At 69.1% G+C, this 16,524-nt stretch carries 12 protein-coding genes and 1 pseudogene; 5 read left to right on the forward strand and 8 right to left on the reverse strand.

The window, feature by feature from the left end:
* The first annotated feature begins 62 nt into the window (after positions 1–62).
* Positions 63–569, forward strand: coding sequence for a carboxymuconolactone decarboxylase family protein (locus RCO28_RS27355; protein WP_308943935.1), 507 nt, complete (start codon positions 63–65; stop codon positions 567–569).
* Positions 570–808: 239 nt separating this feature from the next.
* On the opposite strand, the gene RCO28_RS27360 is transcribed toward RCO28_RS27355, so the two are convergent.
* Entirely contained in the window at positions 809–5,239 is a 4,431-nt protein-coding gene (locus RCO28_RS27360) for a trypsin-like peptidase domain-containing protein (RefSeq protein WP_308943936.1), read from the reverse strand.
* A 47-nt stretch (positions 5,240–5,286) separates the two neighbouring features.
* On the reverse strand, positions 5,287–5,637 hold the full coding sequence (locus RCO28_RS27365) for a CU044_2847 family protein (protein WP_374991258.1): 351 nt from the start codon (positions 5,635–5,637) through the stop codon (positions 5,287–5,289).
* A 915-nt stretch (positions 5,638–6,552) separates the two neighbouring features.
* On the opposite strand from RCO28_RS27365, the gene RCO28_RS27370 reads away from it, so the two are divergent.
* Together RCO28_RS27370 and RCO28_RS27375 are read left to right on the forward strand one after the other, a co-directional pair.
* Positions 6,553–6,765: a hypothetical protein gene (locus tag RCO28_RS27370; RefSeq protein WP_308943938.1), complete on the forward strand. Its 213-nt coding sequence runs from the start codon at positions 6,553–6,555 to the stop codon at positions 6,763–6,765.
* A 9-nt stretch (positions 6,766–6,774) separates the two neighbouring features.
* The gene (locus RCO28_RS27375; protein ID WP_308943978.1) at positions 6,775–7,476 is read left to right on the forward strand and encodes an ISL3 family transposase; all 702 of its coding nucleotides are present in this window, start codon (positions 6,775–6,777) and stop codon (positions 7,474–7,476) included.
* Positions 7,477–7,669: 193 nt separating this feature from the next.
* Here RCO28_RS27375 and RCO28_RS27380 read toward each other — a convergent pair whose 3' ends face one another.
* From RCO28_RS27380 to RCO28_RS27400, 5 genes are read right to left on the reverse strand one after another with little or no spacing between them, the layout of a single operon-like run.
* Positions 7,670–8,713 (reverse strand): 2-hydroxyacid dehydrogenase, encoded by a 1,044-nt coding sequence (locus tag RCO28_RS27380; RefSeq protein ID WP_308943939.1) that lies wholly within the window; start codon positions 8,711–8,713, stop codon positions 7,670–7,672.
* A 45-nt stretch (positions 8,714–8,758) separates the two neighbouring features.
* Positions 8,759–9,385, reverse strand: a complete 627-nt coding sequence (locus tag RCO28_RS27385; protein WP_308943940.1) for a histidine phosphatase family protein — start codon at positions 9,383–9,385, stop codon at positions 8,759–8,761.
* On the reverse strand, positions 9,382–10,887 hold the full coding sequence (locus RCO28_RS27390) for an FGGY family carbohydrate kinase (protein ID WP_308943941.1): 1,506 nt from the start codon (positions 10,885–10,887) through the stop codon (positions 9,382–9,384). Before RCO28_RS27390 ends, RCO28_RS27385 begins: the two co-directional genes overlap by 4 nt.
* Positions 10,880–12,442, reverse strand: coding sequence for an FGGY-family carbohydrate kinase (locus tag RCO28_RS27395; protein WP_308943942.1), 1,563 nt, complete (start codon positions 12,440–12,442; stop codon positions 10,880–10,882). Before RCO28_RS27395 ends, RCO28_RS27390 begins: the two co-directional genes overlap by 8 nt.
* A complete protein-coding gene (locus RCO28_RS27400; RefSeq protein WP_308943943.1) occupies positions 12,442–13,803 on the reverse strand; it encodes an MFS transporter in 1,362 nt (453 codons plus the stop codon). The genes RCO28_RS27395 and RCO28_RS27400 overlap by 1 nt, the downstream gene beginning before the upstream one ends.
* A 253-nt stretch (positions 13,804–14,056) precedes the next feature.
* Here RCO28_RS27400 and RCO28_RS27405 point away from each other — a divergent pair, with 253 nt between their 5' ends.
* Complete coding sequence (locus RCO28_RS27405) at positions 14,057–14,839, forward strand: DeoR/GlpR family DNA-binding transcription regulator (protein ID WP_308943944.1); 783 nt, start codon at positions 14,057–14,059, stop codon at positions 14,837–14,839.
* 318 nt (positions 14,840–15,157) lie between these two features.
* Here RCO28_RS27405 and RCO28_RS27410 read toward each other — a convergent pair.
* A pseudogene (locus RCO28_RS27410) lies at positions 15,158–15,284 on the reverse strand (transposase family protein); the annotation flags it as partial.
* Between the two features lie 212 nt (positions 15,285–15,496).
* Between RCO28_RS27410 and RCO28_RS27415 the strand changes: the two are divergent.
* Complete coding sequence (locus RCO28_RS27415) at positions 15,497–16,444, forward strand: NmrA/HSCARG family protein (protein WP_308943945.1); 948 nt, start codon at positions 15,497–15,499, stop codon at positions 16,442–16,444.
* The last annotated feature ends 80 nt before the right edge of the window (positions 16,445–16,524 follow it).

Raw genomic sequence — 16,524 nt, forward strand, 5'->3', positions numbered from 1 at the left:
CATTTCTCCGTCGCGATCCGTCAGGCCAGTGACAGCAAGTTGAAGGCCCGAAGGAGATGGCGATGGAAACACGTTCGATCACGGCGGAGGTCCCCATGGTTCCGCGGATGTCCGAGGACCCCGCGGAGCTTGTTCCCGAGCTGGCGGAGGTGTCGGCGGCACTGTTCAGAGTCACCGGCAACGGGTCAGTACCGCGCTCCACGATCAGCCTGGTCCAGCTGCGTGCTGGTCAGATCGTCGGCAGCACCTACCTGACCGTCCTGCACACGGGCTTCCTGCGCAAGGCCGGGCAGTCGGAGGAACGGATCACGTCGGTGGCGTCCTGGCAGGACTCGCCGTACTTCACAGGTCCCGAGCGTGCCGCGCTGGCACTCGTGGAAGCCGTACTTCAGCCGTCCGCAGACGGCGAGAGGGTCTCCAACGAGCTGTATGCGCAGGCAGCCGAGCACTTTGAGGCCAAGGCGCTCGCCACGCTGATGTTCGCGATCGGCCAGGTCAACTTCTTCATCCCCGTAGCGCTCATCGCCAAGCCGGTGCCCGGCCGGTCGTTCACCGACCCGTGGAAGTGAGGCCACCCGGGTAAGGCTCGGTGTTCGGGTCCCCAGGCGGGACCCGAACGGGCCGACCCGCAGACGCCTCGGGCGCGACCAGGAGTTGAGATCACGTGGTCGCCGGGAGGCTGCGTATCCACAGCACGGCTCCGCGGAGGTGGTCCTTGAGCGCAGCCAGGCCGGTGGGCTCGCCGAGCGGCTCCAACCCAACGAGCCCATCTGCGGTAGCGGACCGCCTGTCGACGTACGCGCGGCAGTCAGGCCGGACAGATCCTGTCCGGGAGTCCGGCGGGCAGGCCACGGCGATCGTCCGGGGTGAGGTCGCGACCGATGGCGTCGCACAGGTGGCGTTGCCAAAGTTCGGGGTCGAGGCGGATTAGGTCCAGGCGTCCACGGCCATCGTTACCTCCGAAGCCGCCTTCCGACAGGACCCGCACTAAGGTCTTGCCGTCCTTGGTTGCGGCCAAGAAGTACTGGTTCGTCACGAAGTCGTAGGTCGTTGCATGGCTGGAGTCAGATAGCTGCTGAAAGCGCACCGAGCTTCCGTTAGCCAAGTAGAACTCGCCGTCTCTGCCTGTGAAGTTGAAGGTGAAGCCGTCGCCGGTAAAGGTGCGGTTCGCACCCAGCGGACCGAGTGGGCCGACCAATCGGGTCGGTTCTTGCCCAGTCTCCGCTGACCACAGCTCCAGCATGCCGCCCGGTGTCTTCGCGGCTGCGTGCTGTCCGCTGCTGTCGAGGAATGCCCGCTCGACGTCCTGGCCGAGGCGGATGCGTTGGGTCTGGTTTTCCTTGCCTGTGCGCAGGTTGACGGTGTGCAGGACCGGGTCGCCGTAGATCATGATCTGGATGTGGCCCTCTTCTGGGCTGCCGTTCACCGCGAAGCCCGAATCAGTGGCCCTCTCAGTCGAGCCGAAGGCGGGCGGGTTCTTCTTGCTCAGGTTGAGCTTGCGGGCGTCGATGGTCTTGGAAAGACGATGGCCGGTCCTGGCGTTCCAGTGCTCGATCCGGCTGCCGGAGAGCGTCAGGAGTTCGTCGCCCCCTGGGAGAAAGCCGAGCGTCAGCGGTTCCGCATTGCCTCTCTCGCTGACGGGAGGCGAGAGCGTGGTGATCTCTGCGACCTTATGCAGGGACGGGATCTGCCGGACAATGATCTTGTTGCTGTCAACAACGTCCGCCACGAGGGTTTCCCCATCGTTGACCGCCAGTGCGTGTGCAGCGGTCAGGGTGAGTGACGGGGGTGTATCAGGCCGCTTCGCTTCGGCCTTCACCTGCCCGGAGGAGGCGTCGACGAGCGCGAGAGTCTCGTCGACGGCAGGTTTGTCCTGAGGCTTGACGCGGGCGACCATGGTCTTCCCACCGTCGATCAGTCGCGGCGTGTTGACGACAATATCCCTGCCGTCGACATCGCTGGGGGTGAGCGGCAGAGCGGTCAGGGTGTTCTTGTCCTCGGCAACCGTGAGCACGAGCGGCTGACGTCCGTCGTGGAAAAGGCGGCCGACCGTCATCTCGGGTGTACGAGTCTTGATTTGCTGCACGCGCCGCCCCTGCCGAATGTCGACAACTGTCCACGTGTCAAATTCGTTCGCCGCGAAACGTTCACCCGCCTCGTCGACGGCGATGCTTTCACAGCCAGAGGTTTCTCTCTCATCGGTGTAGCTGCCCAGCACCCGCCCGTCCGTGACACGCAAGGCCTGGTAGACCTTGCCTTCGCCCTCGGCGGCCTCGCGGCAGACAACCATGACGGTGCCGTCCCCCGACAGGCCGACGGGCGAGCCGTACAACCCTCCTGTGTTGACATCGTCTGCCAGCTTGCGGACCTTCCCTGTGCCCACTTCCACGGTTGACACAGAGGCTTTGCTGGTACGGGAGCGGCTTCGGACCACGAGCGTGTTCTGGTTCTGGCCGAACTCCACGGCCTCGACGTTCGCAGGCACCTGGCCGGGCACATCTCGGTGACGTTCCGTGGACAGATCCCACAGCCGCAGCCGATCGCTGGAGACCGTGGCCAGTTGCTTGCCGTTGGGTGAGAACGCCATGAGGTCGTCGTCATCGCCCAGCACCTCAGCCAGGCTGGCCATGGCCTTGAACTCCTTTGAGCGCAGGGTATGCGCCGCCCCAAGCAGACTGTCTGGCTTGTTGGCTGTGTGGTCGACGTCGTGCCAGACGACCGCACCTGTCGCCGACAGATACGCGATCCGCTGTCCGTCGCGGCTGACGAGCGGCAGGAAGGCCATCTCGTCGAGGCTGAGCTGGAGTCGCTGAACCCGTCCCCCGCTCTGGCGTACGAAGAGCGTGGCGCGACCGTTGTCTGTCACCACGAGCGTCACCATGCCGTCCACGCTCGACGCCGCGCTCCGGATCTTCCCCTGAGCCCCGCTCAGCACCCATGCGGCGTCCTTGAGCTGGTCGTACTGGCGGAGCATGGCGTTGCGGGCTTCGTCGGTCGGTGCGATCTCGTATGCCGCCATGGCGATCAGCGCGGCCTGTCCCGAATCCCGTTTCGCCACCTCGGCTGAGAAGGTGGCCAGCTGGCGGGATCGTGACTCTGCCTCGCGTTGACTGCTGACGCGTGACTGGTAGACGAGGAACGTACCGAGCCCGGCGATCAGTGCGAACACCACAGAGACCGCGATCCACGCGGCGCGGCCACGGTTGCGCTGCACCTGGCGACGCTCCCGCGCGACCCTGAGAAAGTCTCGTTCCTCTTTGCCGAGTTCATCCTCTCGGTTACCTAGTCGCTTCTCAATCGCATCGAGTTGAAGTGCACCAGGAAGCAGCCCTGGTGCCTGGCCCCCCTTCGTCCACCGCTCGCGTTCATGGCCAAGTTCCGCACGCCCCGCCAGAAACTCACTGTCAGCTCGCACCTGATCCTGGAGGGCCGGCCAGACCGTGACCAGTGCCTCGTGGGCGAGCTCGACGGTCTCCTGCTCCCCCTGTCCTCCGTGCATGACAAGGAGTCGCCACTTGGGTCCGGCGAACCAATTCGCGATCTGCCACCGCGTCTCGCCGGCTTCTTGACGAGTGAGTCTGCGGCGCAGCGGGGCCGGGCTGCCGGGCAGTACGCGGACCAGCCCGGTGAGAAGCTGCCGTGCTTCGGCTTCCTTGCGTCGCGCGGCTTCCCCGACCTTTCCCGGTCGCTCTCCTTCGCTGGTTTTGTTTTGCTTTCCGAGGCACCGCAACCAGGCCTCTTCAGCATGTTTTGCCAGTGCGCCGGAGACGCCACCAGCTGCTTCGTACGCCGCGAGACGAAGCTGCCCGTGCTCCTGGTCCGCCCATAGCCTCTGCAGGACAAAGCCGAGGAGCGGCAGTGTTCCCGGACCGCTGCCAGCGTCGTCCAGGATGCGGTCGACGAGACCCCGTTCGTAGGTCACGCCCGGGACTTGCTCGAGTGGTTTGCTGATCACCTCTCGCAGCTGCTCCCGAGACATCGGTGTCAGCGGCAGGGTCACGCCGTCCCGGAGCGCGGGACCGAGATGTGGATGCTTGAGGACCTCGTCCATGAAATCGGCCCGGAGGGTGAGCAGCACACGCAATCCCGTGGCCGACCGACTCTCCGGTAAGAGCAGGCGGACCAGTTCGGCAACCTCGGCATCTTCCCGGGCCAGGAGTGCTTCGGCCTGATCGAGTACGAGGAGAAGCTTTCTGCCCGCCTTCCCGCATAAGCGGTGGAGCGTGTCCAGGAGCCCCAAGTCTGTGAGCCACGCCTGCACTTCGCCGGCACTCCGTGCTCGCTTTGGCTCGTGCCGCTGCCTCCTGACGACGAGGACCTCGTACATGTCGTTGGCAAGCGCGACCAGCGGCGAGCCAACGACTCCAGCGTTCACCACCAGGACGTCATACCCGTCCGCTCGCATACTCGGCACCACACCAGCGAGGGCCATCGACGACTTGCCCGACCCTGAAGGCCCATACACGGTGACGCTCGAATGATCGGCCAGCGCCCTGGCCACTCTCTCGGCATCGTCCTTGCGGCCGAAGTACACGTGCGAGTGGCTTTCCTGGAAGGTTTCCAGACCGAGGAAGGGTGATGCGGGCGACAGGGCTGAGTCGAGCTCGGGTATGTCCCGGACCACAGAGTCCTTGCGGATCGCGAACGCTTGTTGGGCCTGGCGCCCCGGCTGGGCCACTGAGACGATCCCGACTACCGCACGGTGTCGCGGATCCCAGATGGGGCTACCGCTGAAGCCCTCTTCTACGTACGCGGTCTCGCCGTCGGCTCGGGAAAACTGTCGTCGTCCTTCCCCTGTGGGACCGCTGAGTTTCGCCTTGACCCATATGCCGCCTGTCGAGGTGCTGGTGAACCCCACGATGCCGACCTCGTCGTCCCATGCGGTCTTGGGCTCGACCATCGGCAGCGCCCGGGAACCGGGGATGACTGTCTGCAGGCGAAGAAGCGCCACGTCCCCCGTGCCGTCGTGCTGTTCAGCAACGAAGTGCTCCACTTGAGCGGTCCAGGTCGGCCCCGCCAAGCGCGGGTCCAAAGGCATGTCCAGCGTGACTGAGGCTCCGACTGCCTCCTGATCCGTGTCGGACCGGCTCAAGGCGAATGTCACCACATGAGCACAGGTCAAGACTTGATCAGGTGCGACGAGGAAGCCCGCGCCGATGGGCTGGCCGTCCAGCCCTTTGATACGGACAACCGACGAGACGAGTGCCTCATCGGGTCTCTGTTCTTCCGGCCCCGTCACGTGGCCTCCGCTTCACCACGGCCCCAACGCATCACTGCGTCAACCGGCTACGCACTGTTGTCCGTCGGTTCTGTCCGGTCACTTCTGTTCCAGGTAAGACTCACCGAGAAGTTGGCCGCGGTTGCAGTGGAGGCGATGACGACGCCTGCCTCCGCCGACAGGGAAACTCCGAACTCCAGGGCGATCTCGTCAGGGGGTAGAGCAAGGTCACGGAAGCGCCCCACGAAGCTGTCAGCCACCGGACGTACCGTGTCCAGCATCTCCCCAAGTGTCTGCTCAGCCCGTGCAACTGCCCGGCCACCACGCCCCACGCGCACGAGCGACTCATCCACCTCGCGGATCTGGACCCGCACGATGTCCTCGCTGCCGTCCTCCAGAGGGACTTCGACGGTGCGCACGTATCGGTCGCTCATCGGAGCCTGAGCATGCCAGCGGCGGTGACCTGCGTGTTGGCTCCGCTTGAAACACGGGGCGGAGTCACGGTCGTACTCATGGTGCTACTCCCTCACTCATGTGACGAGGTCTGTCGAGCCAGGCATCAGTTACGGAGGGTCGACGGAGACCATAATCACGTGAAGTGGCGCTGAGTTTCCACGAGTTGGCTGAGACTGGATCACAAGAGCGCGCTGTCGGCCCGATTACGCTCATGACACGACGCGGCGGACCGCCAACACAGCGCTGTGAGTGGCGAGTTCGGCAACTTCGATGCCTCGGTCAGGCCGGGGAGCGTTGACCACGAGGCCATGCCCCACCGCCATGGCGACGTGTTCGGGGCGGGCGGCGGTGCCGCGGGTGAAGACGAGGTCGCCGGCTGGATCTGCGAAGTCGGCACCGGGCGGCCTTCATTGACCTGGGTGTAGGTGGTGCGGGTCAGGGTGACGCCGTACGCGCGCTGTGTGAGGGAGGAGCAGTCGCACCGGTCGCGTGGCACAGACCCCTCGGGGTCCGTGCAGGTGCCGCCCCACGGTAGGGCCCGCCGAGCTGTTGCAGTGCCCAGCCGATCGCGGCGCGGGCCTCGGGCTTAGCGGTGGCCGGGATGCTGTAGCCCTTGGGAAGTTGGCCGTTCTCGACCCGTCCGTACGGTGAGGAGGCGCCTGCGGCCTCTCCCCCGCACGCCGCGGCCGCGGGGAGCGGACCCGCGGCGCCGAGGCTGGCCGGTGGCTCACCGCTGTGGCCGAGGGCCGGGGCGATGGCCTGCTGCAGGGCGGTCGCGAGCGGTTCGTGCTTGGCATACGCGTCGGGGAAGCCGGAGCGATGGGCGCGCTGCGCGGCGACGGTGAGCGGCAGCTGCTCCCACTTTTGGTCTTCGCGTGATGACCGTTGAGTTCAGCCGAAAATCGCTCGGCTGGATGGTGGTGTGGTCGGCAGTCCTTAGCCTTGACGAAGTGCTGCCGCAGTTGGACGATCTGCTGTTCTCCTCGGTCGAGGGCCTGTTGGTGGAATCGGTCGAGGCGACCGACACGGTCGTCAGGATCGATGCCCGTACAACCGCAGGGCAGATGGCCTGCCCGGGATGCCGATGCTGACCGGAGCGAATACATGGCTCCTACCTGCGGTTTCCTCGTGATCTGCCGACGGCGGGCAAGTTCGTCGTGGTGTCGTTGCGGGTTCGGCGATTCGTCTGCGAGGAGGAAACGTGTGAGCGAAAGACCTGCGCCGAGCAAGCACCCGGCCTCACCCGCAAGTTCGGGCGTCGGACCGAGCGGCTGCAGTCGTCACTGGTGTCGGTCGGCCTCGCGCTCGCGGGGCGGGCTGGCGCGCGGATGACGGACGCCTTCAAGGTTCCGGTCAGCCGGAACACCCTGCTGAGGTTGATCGCCTCGCTTCCGGACCCCGCCACCACCGCAACCCGGGTGGTCGGCGTGGACGAATACGCCCAGCGTAAGGGCAGAATCTACGGGACCGTACTCGTCGACGTCGAAACACGTCGCCCGGTCGACCTCCTTCCCGACCGGGAGGCGGACACCCATGCGGCCTGGCTCGCCGGGCGGACCGGCATCGAGATCGTCTGCCGTGACCGGGCTCCCTTCTTCGCCGAAGGCGCCTCCCGCGGCGCCCCGCAAGCCCTCCAGATCGCCGACCAATTGCACCTCTGGCACAACCTGGGCGAAGCCGCCGAGAGATGCGCCTACCGACACCGCGGCAGCTTGCGCCCCACTCCGGCACAGCCGGAAGAACCGCAGGAGGAGGCGGAGCCGCCTGAGTTGTCGCTGACAACCCTCGGGCGAAACGGCTGAGACGTCCCTAACGCGTCGGCAGCAAGCTCGCCGAGGTGGCCCTGCCCTGCCGGTCACAGGGCGATGCGGTCACCTGCGCCGACCGCACGTCGCTGCTCGCCGGCTCCGAGAACGACAGCCAGACCTGGCGGATCCCGGTGCCTTCCGAGGCGGCGGGATCCGGAGCTGCCCCGGCGGCCGCCGTCGATCTGCCTCAACTCGGCTGGAGCGCCTCAGGGTTGGCGCAGTGCACCAGCGGCTCGCCGCGCAGATAGCGGCCGACCTCGGCAGCGACGATGTTCGCGGCCTTGTGCGCGACCTGCTGGCTGCCGCCCGCGATATGCGGGGTGAGAACGACGCCGGGGGCGGTCAGGAGCCGGGAGTCGGCGGGCAGGGGCTCCTCGGGGAAGACGTCGAAGCCCGCGCCCGCGAGGTGTCCCGACTCCAGTGCGTCGCAGGCAGCTTCGTAGTCGAGCAGCGCGCCGCGGGCGCAGTTGACCAGGATCGATCCGAGGGGCATCGCGGCGATCTGGTCGCGGCCGATCATGCCCTTGGTCTCGTCGGTGACCCGGGCGTGCAGGGAAACTATGCGGGAGCGGCGGAGCAGTTCGTCGAGGGAGACCGGTTCGGCGATGCCCGCCAGCGCCTCGGGCCGTACGTACGGGTCGTGCACCAGGACCTCGGCGCCCATGACGCGCAGGACCTTGGCGACCCGGCTGCCGATGGCGCCGTAGCCGATCAGGCCGACGGTCGCGCCGTCGATCTCGATGCCGCAGTTGTCGTAGTCGTAGTAGTCGCCGCGCCAGGTGCCCTTGCGCAGGTCGGTGTGGGTGTCGCCGACGCCGCGGGCGGCGGCGAGCAGCAGGGTGAGGGTGTGTTCCGCGGTGGCGGTGGCGTTGCGGCCGGGGGCGTAGCAGACCGCCACGCCGTGTCGGGTCGCCGCTTCGAGGTTGGCGTTGACCGGGCCGCCGCGGCTGGTGCAGAACAGCTTCAGATCCGGGCAGTTGGCGAGGATGCGCTCGGTGAGCGGGCCGTGCTCGGTGACACAGACTTGCACGCCCTGGAGCGCTTCGATCATCTCGTCCTCGCTGCCGGATGCCTCGATGACCTCGGCGACCGGGCCGAACGGGGTGTGCGGCCAGGGGAATTGGAGCTCGCGGACGTCCAGGGGCAGGTCCCCGGCGGCGGCGCGCACGGCGTCGGTGAACAGGCTCGGGCGGATGAAGTGGTTGCCGGCGGCGAGGACGGTGGTGCTCATGGGTGGGTTTCTCCTGAAGGGCGGTGCGGGCGGGTGGCCGGGCGGTCAGTGGAAGGCGGGGGCCCGGGTCGTCGCGGGGGTGTTGAGACGTAGCAGTGCGGTCTGCCCGTTCTCGATCCGGATCTCGGTGAGGGCGCCGTTGAGCAGGTGGGGGAAGACGCGGCGGTAGTCGGCGAGCGGGATGCCGAGGAGATGGCAGAGCAGGACCCGGACGAGGGTGGAGTGGGCGACAAGGAGGATGCGGCCGTGCGGCTGTTCGCGGGCGATGTCGGCCAGGCACTCGGCGGCGCGTCCGGCGGCCTTGCGCGGGTCCTCGCCGCCGGGCAGATGGTTCTCGACCGGGTCGTCGAGGAACGCCGCAAGCTCCTGCGGGAAGCGCTGCCGCATCTCGTCCCTGGTCAGGCCATCGCCTTGGCCGAAGTCGAGTTCGTAGAGACGCTCGTCGACGCGCGCGGTGAGGCCGCAGGCCTCGGCGGCGGGGGCGGCGGTGAGCCGGGCGCGGGAGAGCGGTGAGCTCCAGACGGCTGTGAGCCCCGCGTTGACGGCCCAGTCGGCGAGCGCGGCGGCCTGCTCACGACCGTGCGGGGTGAGCGGCACATCGGTGCGTCCCGCGTAGCGGTTCTCCGCGTGCCAGACAGTTTCGCCATGGCGTACGAGGATGAAGTCGGTCACTGCGCTGCCCTCCTGCGGGCGTGGTCGGCCACGGTCTGGTCGAGCCAGCCGCGGCGGGTGAGTTCGTCGATGAAGCGGAGGTAGACGGGGAGGTAGCGGGCGGTGCGGGCCGGCGAGGGGTGGATCTCCGCGCCGATCCGGACCATGGCGGCGGCCGCTTCCTGGACGCCGGCGCCGGAGGAGGTGGCGGCGAGCACCGCCATGCCGATGGCGCCCTCGGCCTGTTCCGGCAGGCGTACGGGACGCCCGAGGACCTCGGCGCGCAGCCGGCACCAGTAGCGGTTGCGGGCACCGCCGCCGGTGAGGGTGAGCGGTCCGTCGACGGGGGCGCCGAGGTGGTCGAGATAGTCGAAGCAGAGCCGTTCCAGGCAGGCGACGCCGAGCAGATGGGCGTGGAACTCGGCGGCGCGGGTGGGGACTTCGCCGAGGATGAAGGGCTCGGCTTCGGGGGCGCGGAAGGGGAAGCGTTCGCCGCCGGTGGAGACCAACGGGTAGGCGACCGCGTCCGGGTCGAGCGCGGCGGCCTGCTCTGTGAGCACGTCCAGGTTCTCGCCGTGGAAGAGCTGGGAGAGGACGCCCGCGCCGCTGCTGGAGGCGCCGCCCGGCAGCCAGTTCTCGCCCGGTCCGCGGTGGCAGTACACGACGCCCGCCGGGTCGCGGACCAGATGCGCGCTGCTGCCCTTGAAGACGAGGGTGGTGCCGAGCACCGAGTTCCAGGCGCCGGGTTCGAGGGCTCCGGCGCCGATCTGGGCGGCGCAGCCGTCGGTCATTCCGGCGATGAGGGTGGCGCCCTCGGGGATGCCGGTGGCTTCCGCGGCCTCGGCGCATACGGTGCCGAGCGCGCTGCCGGGGCGTACGACTTCGGGCAGCAGGCCCTCGGGGACGCCGAGTTCGGCCATGACCTTGTGCGGCCAGCGCTCCTCGACCAGGTCGTAGCCGGTCTTGAGGGCGTGGCTGGCGTCGGCGGCGACCTGGTGTCCGGCAAGGCGCCAGGTGATCAGGTCGACCTGGTGCAGGAGTCGGACTCCCGTGCCGGACGCCGCGGGTTCATGGTCCAGGAGCCAGCGCAGTTTCGGCAGCGCCCAGGACGGCTGCATGCTGCGGTAGCCGAGCTCCCGCCAGGTGGCTCCGCCGACCTCGTTGACGGTCGCCGCCTGGTCGGCGGCGCGCCCGTCGTCGTACATCAGGCCGGGGGTGAGCGGGCGGCCTGCGGCGTCGGCGAGCAGGATCGTCCCGGAGGTGCCGTCGATGGCGAGGCCGCGGATGCGCCGCGTGTCGAGTCCGTTCAGGGCCTCGCGGCAGGCGGCGGACAGCGCGCTCCACCACGCCTCGGGGTCCTGTTCGTGGCGTACGCCGTCGCGGCTGCCGGTCAGCGGCCGGGAGGCGGCGGCGAGGAGCTGTCCGGTGCCGTCGACGGCGACGCAGCGGGCGCTCTGGGTGCCGAGGTCGAGGCCGAGCCAGATGCCGTCGAGGGAACCGGGGGCGTGACGGGTCTCAGACATGGAGGCCTCCGGCGGCGGTGCGGTTGTTGTCGCCGTCGTGCGGTGTCGCGCCCGACGCCGCGGCACGGCTCCCCCGCCATGTCGCGCCGCCCCGCCAGCCGGCCTCGCGGGCGATGGTCCGCCGGTCGAGGAAGTCTTCGTAGAGGGCGGTGTAGAACTGGGCGCGTTCCGGGTCGGGCTCCCAACTGCTCTGCATCCGGACGTACTTGGCGGCGGCGGTGTGCATGCTGCTCTCGGCGCCGGAGCGGACGAGGCCGGTGAGGAAGGCGCCCTTGGCACCCAGCTCGGTGTCGCCGGAGCGGGCGGTGGGCACGCCCGTCGCATCGGTGATCAGCGCGCACCACGCGTCGCTGTTGGCGCCGCCGCCGCACAGCCGCAGCTCACTCACGTCCGTACGGGCCGCGGCCAGCGAGTCGCGCACGACGAGGGAGAGCCCGTCGAACACGGCGCGGGCCATGTCGGCGCGCGAGTGCTCCAGGGACAGTCCGTTGAAGGAACCGCGGGCGCGCGGGTCGAGGAACGGCGCGCGTTCGCCGGCCGGGGAGAGATAGGGCAGGAACATCAGGCCGCGGGCACCGGGTTCCGACTCGAAGGCCAGCTGCGCCAGCTCCGGCGGCCCGGAGAGACCCAGCATCTGCGCGGCCCAGCCGAGCACTTCGGCGCCGTTGAGGGTCGGGAAGGCGCGCAGCACCCGCTCGCGGCCGCGGTAGGCGATGTTGATGCCGGACGGTTCGCCGCTGGTGTCCACGTCGGTCCGGACGATCTCTGTGCACAGGGTGGTGCCGAGGATGCTGCACGCCTGGCCGGGGTTGACCACGCCGACGCCGCGGGCGGTGGAGGCGATGTCGTACGGGGACATCACGACCGGCAGCCCGGCCGGGAGGCCCAGTTGGCCCGCGGCGTCGCCAGTGATCTCGGCGATCCGCTCCGACTCGCCGAGGACGGTCGGCAGGAGCCGGTGGTAGGCGCTGAGGCCGAACAGGTCGAGGATCTGCGGGTCGTAGTCCCCGGTGGAGTGGTCGAGGAACGGGGCTGAGGCGTCGGATTCGTCGCAGGCGCGGACGCCGGTGAGGCGCAGGAAGAGCCAGCCGGCGGCGGTCAGCGAGGTACGGGAGCGCGCGAGGCGGTCCGGGTCGTGGGCGGCGAGCCAGCTGAAGAGGGCGTTGGGCATGCCGGCGCAGGTCAGCGAGCCGTTGCGGCGGAAGGCAGCTTCGAGGACGCCCTCGCGCTGCCAGGTGGTGAGCAGGTCCCCGGCCCGGCCGTCGGACCACAGGATCGCGGGTCCCGTGGGGCGGCCGTCCTCGTCGACGAGCCAGGCGCCGTCGCCCTGGGCGGTGAAGGACACCAGCCAGACGGGGTCGGCCAGGCCGGAGAGGACGCCGCGGACGGTGTGGACGACTGCGTTCCAGACGGCGTCCATGTCCTGTTCCGCCCAGCCGGGTTGGGGCCGGAGGACTTCGGTGGCGAGCCGGGAGACCGCGATCTCCTTGCCCTGGTCGTCGAAGACGACCGACTTGATCATCGTGGTGCCGACGTCGATGGTCAGTACGGACATCAGGTCAGTCCTTTCACACCGGCCGGGGCGGTGGCGGGCGCGGGGTCCGGCGAGGCGTCGGCCGGTGCGGCGGCGTCCGGGGAGACGTCGGCCGGGGAGACGTCGGCCGCTTCCGCCGCGCCCGCGTCGTCCGGCAGCTTCAGGAAGAGCGCGAGCACGGCGCTCACCGCATGCATCCCCGCGAAAATCCAGACCACCCCTGCGACGCCGAGCGGCCCGACGAAGACGGCGACGACCGCGGGGCCGACGAAGGTGCTGGCACCCGCGCCCAGGTTGAGTGCGGACAGCGCCTGTCCCTTGTGCCGCGGCTCCAGCGAGGGCACCAGTGCCGAAAGCGGTACATATCCGGCCAGCGTAGCGCCGTAGAAGGCGGCGGCAAGGAGTGCCAGCGGGAAGTTGTCGCCCGCCGCGTTCGGGACGTAGAAGAGCAGCAGCGTGCTGACGGTGCAGCCGATGCCGCCGAACCAGGCAATGGTCCGGCGCCAGCCGAACCGGTCGCCCACCACGCCGAAGAGCAGGTTGGCGAAGATGTTGGTCGCGAACATCGCGCTGAGCAGGTGCAGCCACTCGGTGAGACTGAAGCCGACCGTCTTCGTGAAGTGGATCGGCATGATCACGAAGAAGCCGAACTGCGAGGCCGTGTTGATGACCCGTGCGAGCGATCCCGCGCCGACTCTGGGGTTGCGCCACAGCACCGTGACGCTGCCGAGGAGTGTGGCGAGCGGCCCCGCGCCCTCGCCCCGCGGCTGCTTCGCGCCCCGGTCGTCACGGACGAGCAGCAGGGCGATCAGTCCCCCGGCGGCCACCAGCGCGAGCGCGGACCAGAGTGTGGCGTACGCCCCGATCTGCGGGATGAGTCCGCTGGCGACCAGCGAGCCGAGGGTGGGCAGGCCGCCGGTGAAGGCGAACCAGAACCAGCCCATGGCCGTGCCGAGCCGGGCGCGCGGCGCCACCGAGGCGACCCAGACCAGGAACCCGTAGGCGAACAGCGGGTAGCCCAGGCCGCGCAGGCCGTACCCGAGGATCATCAGCGGATAGCTCGTCATGGGGATAGCGAGGACGAGGAAGAGGAGTTGGAAGACGCCCCAGATGCCCAGGCCGATCCACATCACCCGGCGCGGGCCCCACAGGTCGGACAGCACTCCGGAGAGCCAGGCGGCGATGGCGGCGGCGATCCCGTACACGGTGAACAGCAGCGCGACCCGGGGCTGCGAGATGCCCTGGTCGAGCAGGTAAGGCGAGAGATATCCGGACTCGACCCCGTCTCCGATCATGAAGAGGAGCAGCCCGAGGTAGCCCCAGGCGAGGGTCGGCGGAATGCCCAGGCGTGTGATCATCGAACGCGGCGGAGGGGTCGTCATCGACTCTCCCCTTTCTGCGGCGGGGGCAGGAGGGACGGACGAGCTGATGGAACAGTCGGCCGGAAAGGGCAGTCAATGGCGCCCGGAATCTTCTCATCGGGGCGACGACCTGCCGTGTTGTGTCGGACCGGAGCAGCGCGCGGACGCCGCTCCCCTCGGGAGCGGTACGTTAAATCCGTGCGAACATAACGCGGCGAATTCACACGCGTGCCGCATACAGCGACGTGGCACGAACCCAGGAGGGAGCGCTGCCATGGACCGCGTCGAGGCCCAGGAGGAGCGGCGGCGGCAGATGCGCGAGGCCGTCGTCGGCCGCGGTTTCGTACGTACCGCGGACCTCGCCGAGGAGTTCGGCATCAGCCTGATGACCGCGCACCGCGACCTCGACGCCCTGCAGGCGCAGGGCTGGCTGCGCAAGGTGCGCGGCGGTGCGACCGGGCTGCCGTCGGCGCAGTTCCACGGCAGCGTCGCGGAGCGGATGTCCATCATGGCGCAGACCAAGCAGCTCCTTGCGCGGGCCGCCGCGACGCTGCTTGTGCCAGGCCAGACTGTGCTGCTCGACGACAGCACGACGTGTCTGCTCCTCGCGCACCAGGCCGTCGAGCACACCCCGCTCACCGTGATCACCAACTCGCTGCCGGCCATCAACACGCTCGCCAAGGAGCCCGGCATTTCGCTCATCACGCTGGGCGGCGCCTACTTCCCGGCGTACGACGCGTTCATGGGCCTGCACACCGCGGACGCGGTACGGGCCTTTCGCGCCGATGTCCTCTTCATGTCCACGACGGCCGTCACCAACGGCCGCTGCTATCACACCTCGCCGGAAACGGTGCAGGTCAAGCGGGCGATGATGGAGTGCGCGGCACGCCGGGTGCTGGTCGCGGATCACACCAAGTTCGCCAAGGGCGGGCTGTACGCGCTGGCGCCGCTGCCCGATTTCGATCTGCTGATCGTGGACGACGGCCTGGCCGCGGAGCAGGTACGGGCGGTACGCGCGGCCGGCACCGAGGTGATGGTGGTGCCGGCCCACGGTTAGCAGGTGTCGTGCCGGTCGGTCGACGGTGAGGCAGCGCAGCGAGGGCCCTTGGCGGGCTCTTGGAGGGCTGCTCGGGGCTCGGCAGGGGCCCTCGGCCGGCTCCTGGAGGGCCGCTCGCGGCACGGCGAGCAGCTTGCGCGCGTGGCACGGTCCAGCAGCTCGCCGACGGCGCTCACCTCGGCGGCCACCGTGCCGTCCGTCTTGCGGAGGGTCTGCACTCTCCAACGGCTTCAGGGCGCGCACCAGTTGGGCGCCCTGTCCCGGGTCTGTCTGCCCGTCGGCGCCAAGATGGTCGATGACTCGGCAAGGGTCCGTAGGACTCGGCAAGGGTCCGTAGCCGAAGGCCGGGTGCGACGACACAGCCGCGCTCGGCGAGCAGAGGACGCACTTCGCCGATTGCACGCGTGACGGTGGAGCGGTCGACGCCGAACCAGGAGGCCAGCACCGGTCACGACGCCGGCCCTTCGGGTCGGGCGCCACGCGCGGGTTCTCGTGCGGTCGGCAGCCTGATGCTGGCTGTTTCGTCGGGCGTGGCCTTACGACCATGCAGGCGGGCCCCGGCGTGGGGCGCCGGAGCCGTGGATCGGCCGCCCTAGGCTCACTGCGAAAGTCGCCCCTTCGGGGTGCGAGGAGCGCGTGCGGGAGCGGTGGTCAGCGATGACAGGTAAGCGGACGATCACGGTGTTCGGCGCGACCGGGCATCAGGGCGGATCCCTGGCGCGGTCGATCCTGGCAGAGCCGGAGGGCGACTTCGCTGTCCGCGCCGTGACGCGCGACCCCGACTCGGATCGAGCGCGGGAGTTGGCGCGGCTCGGGGCCGAGGTGGTGCGGGCCGACCTGGACGACGAGGCAAGCCTTGGGCCCGTGCTCGAAGGGGCCTACGGGGCATTCCTGGTGACCAACTTCTGGGAGGACATGGACGCCGCGCACGAGAAGCGACAGGCCGCGGCACTCGCGAGGGCGGCCGGGCACGCGGGCGTACAGCACGCGATCTGGTCCACTCTGGAGGACACGCGTCGTTGCATTCCGCTCGAGGACGACCGGATGCCCACGCTTCAGGGGCAGTACAAGGTTCCGCACTTCGACGGGAAGGCAGAAGCCGACCAGTACTTCCTCGACGCGGGTGTGCCGGTCACCTTTCTGCGGACCACCTTCTACTGGGAGAATCTCCTGGGTGCCTTCGCACCGCAGGTTGCGGAGGACGGCGGCCTGGAGCTGATCTTCCCCATGGGTGACAAGCGGCTCTCCGGAATCGCCGTCGACGACATCGGCAAGACCGCGCACGCCATCTTCCGCACAGGCACCGACTTCGTCGCCTCCACGATCAGCATCGCCGGTGAACACCTGGGGCTGGCCGACATGGCGAGGGCCATGACCGAGGCGTTGGGGCGGCCGGTCCGGTACCGGCCCCTGACCCCGGATGCCTTCCGCGCGCTAGGCTTCCCCGGCGCCGACGAAGGCGGGAACATGTTCCAGTTCTACGCAGACTGCGAGTCCTCCTTCACCAGTGCCCGGGACCTGGACGCGGTCCGCCGGATCAACCCGGCCCTACAGGATTTCGCAACCTGGCTCGCCGCGCACAGGGACAGCTTCCCGGCGAGCTGATCCGGCGGCTCCTTCGCGGGGTTGCGATGCGGCGTGGCAGCCAGAGACGGATCGTCGCAGAGAGGGGTCGTCCACGGCGG

The organism is Streptomyces sp. LHD-70, from assembly GCF_031157275.1.
In the GTDB taxonomy this organism is placed as follows: Bacteria; Actinomycetota; Actinomycetes; order Streptomycetales; family Streptomycetaceae; genus Streptomyces.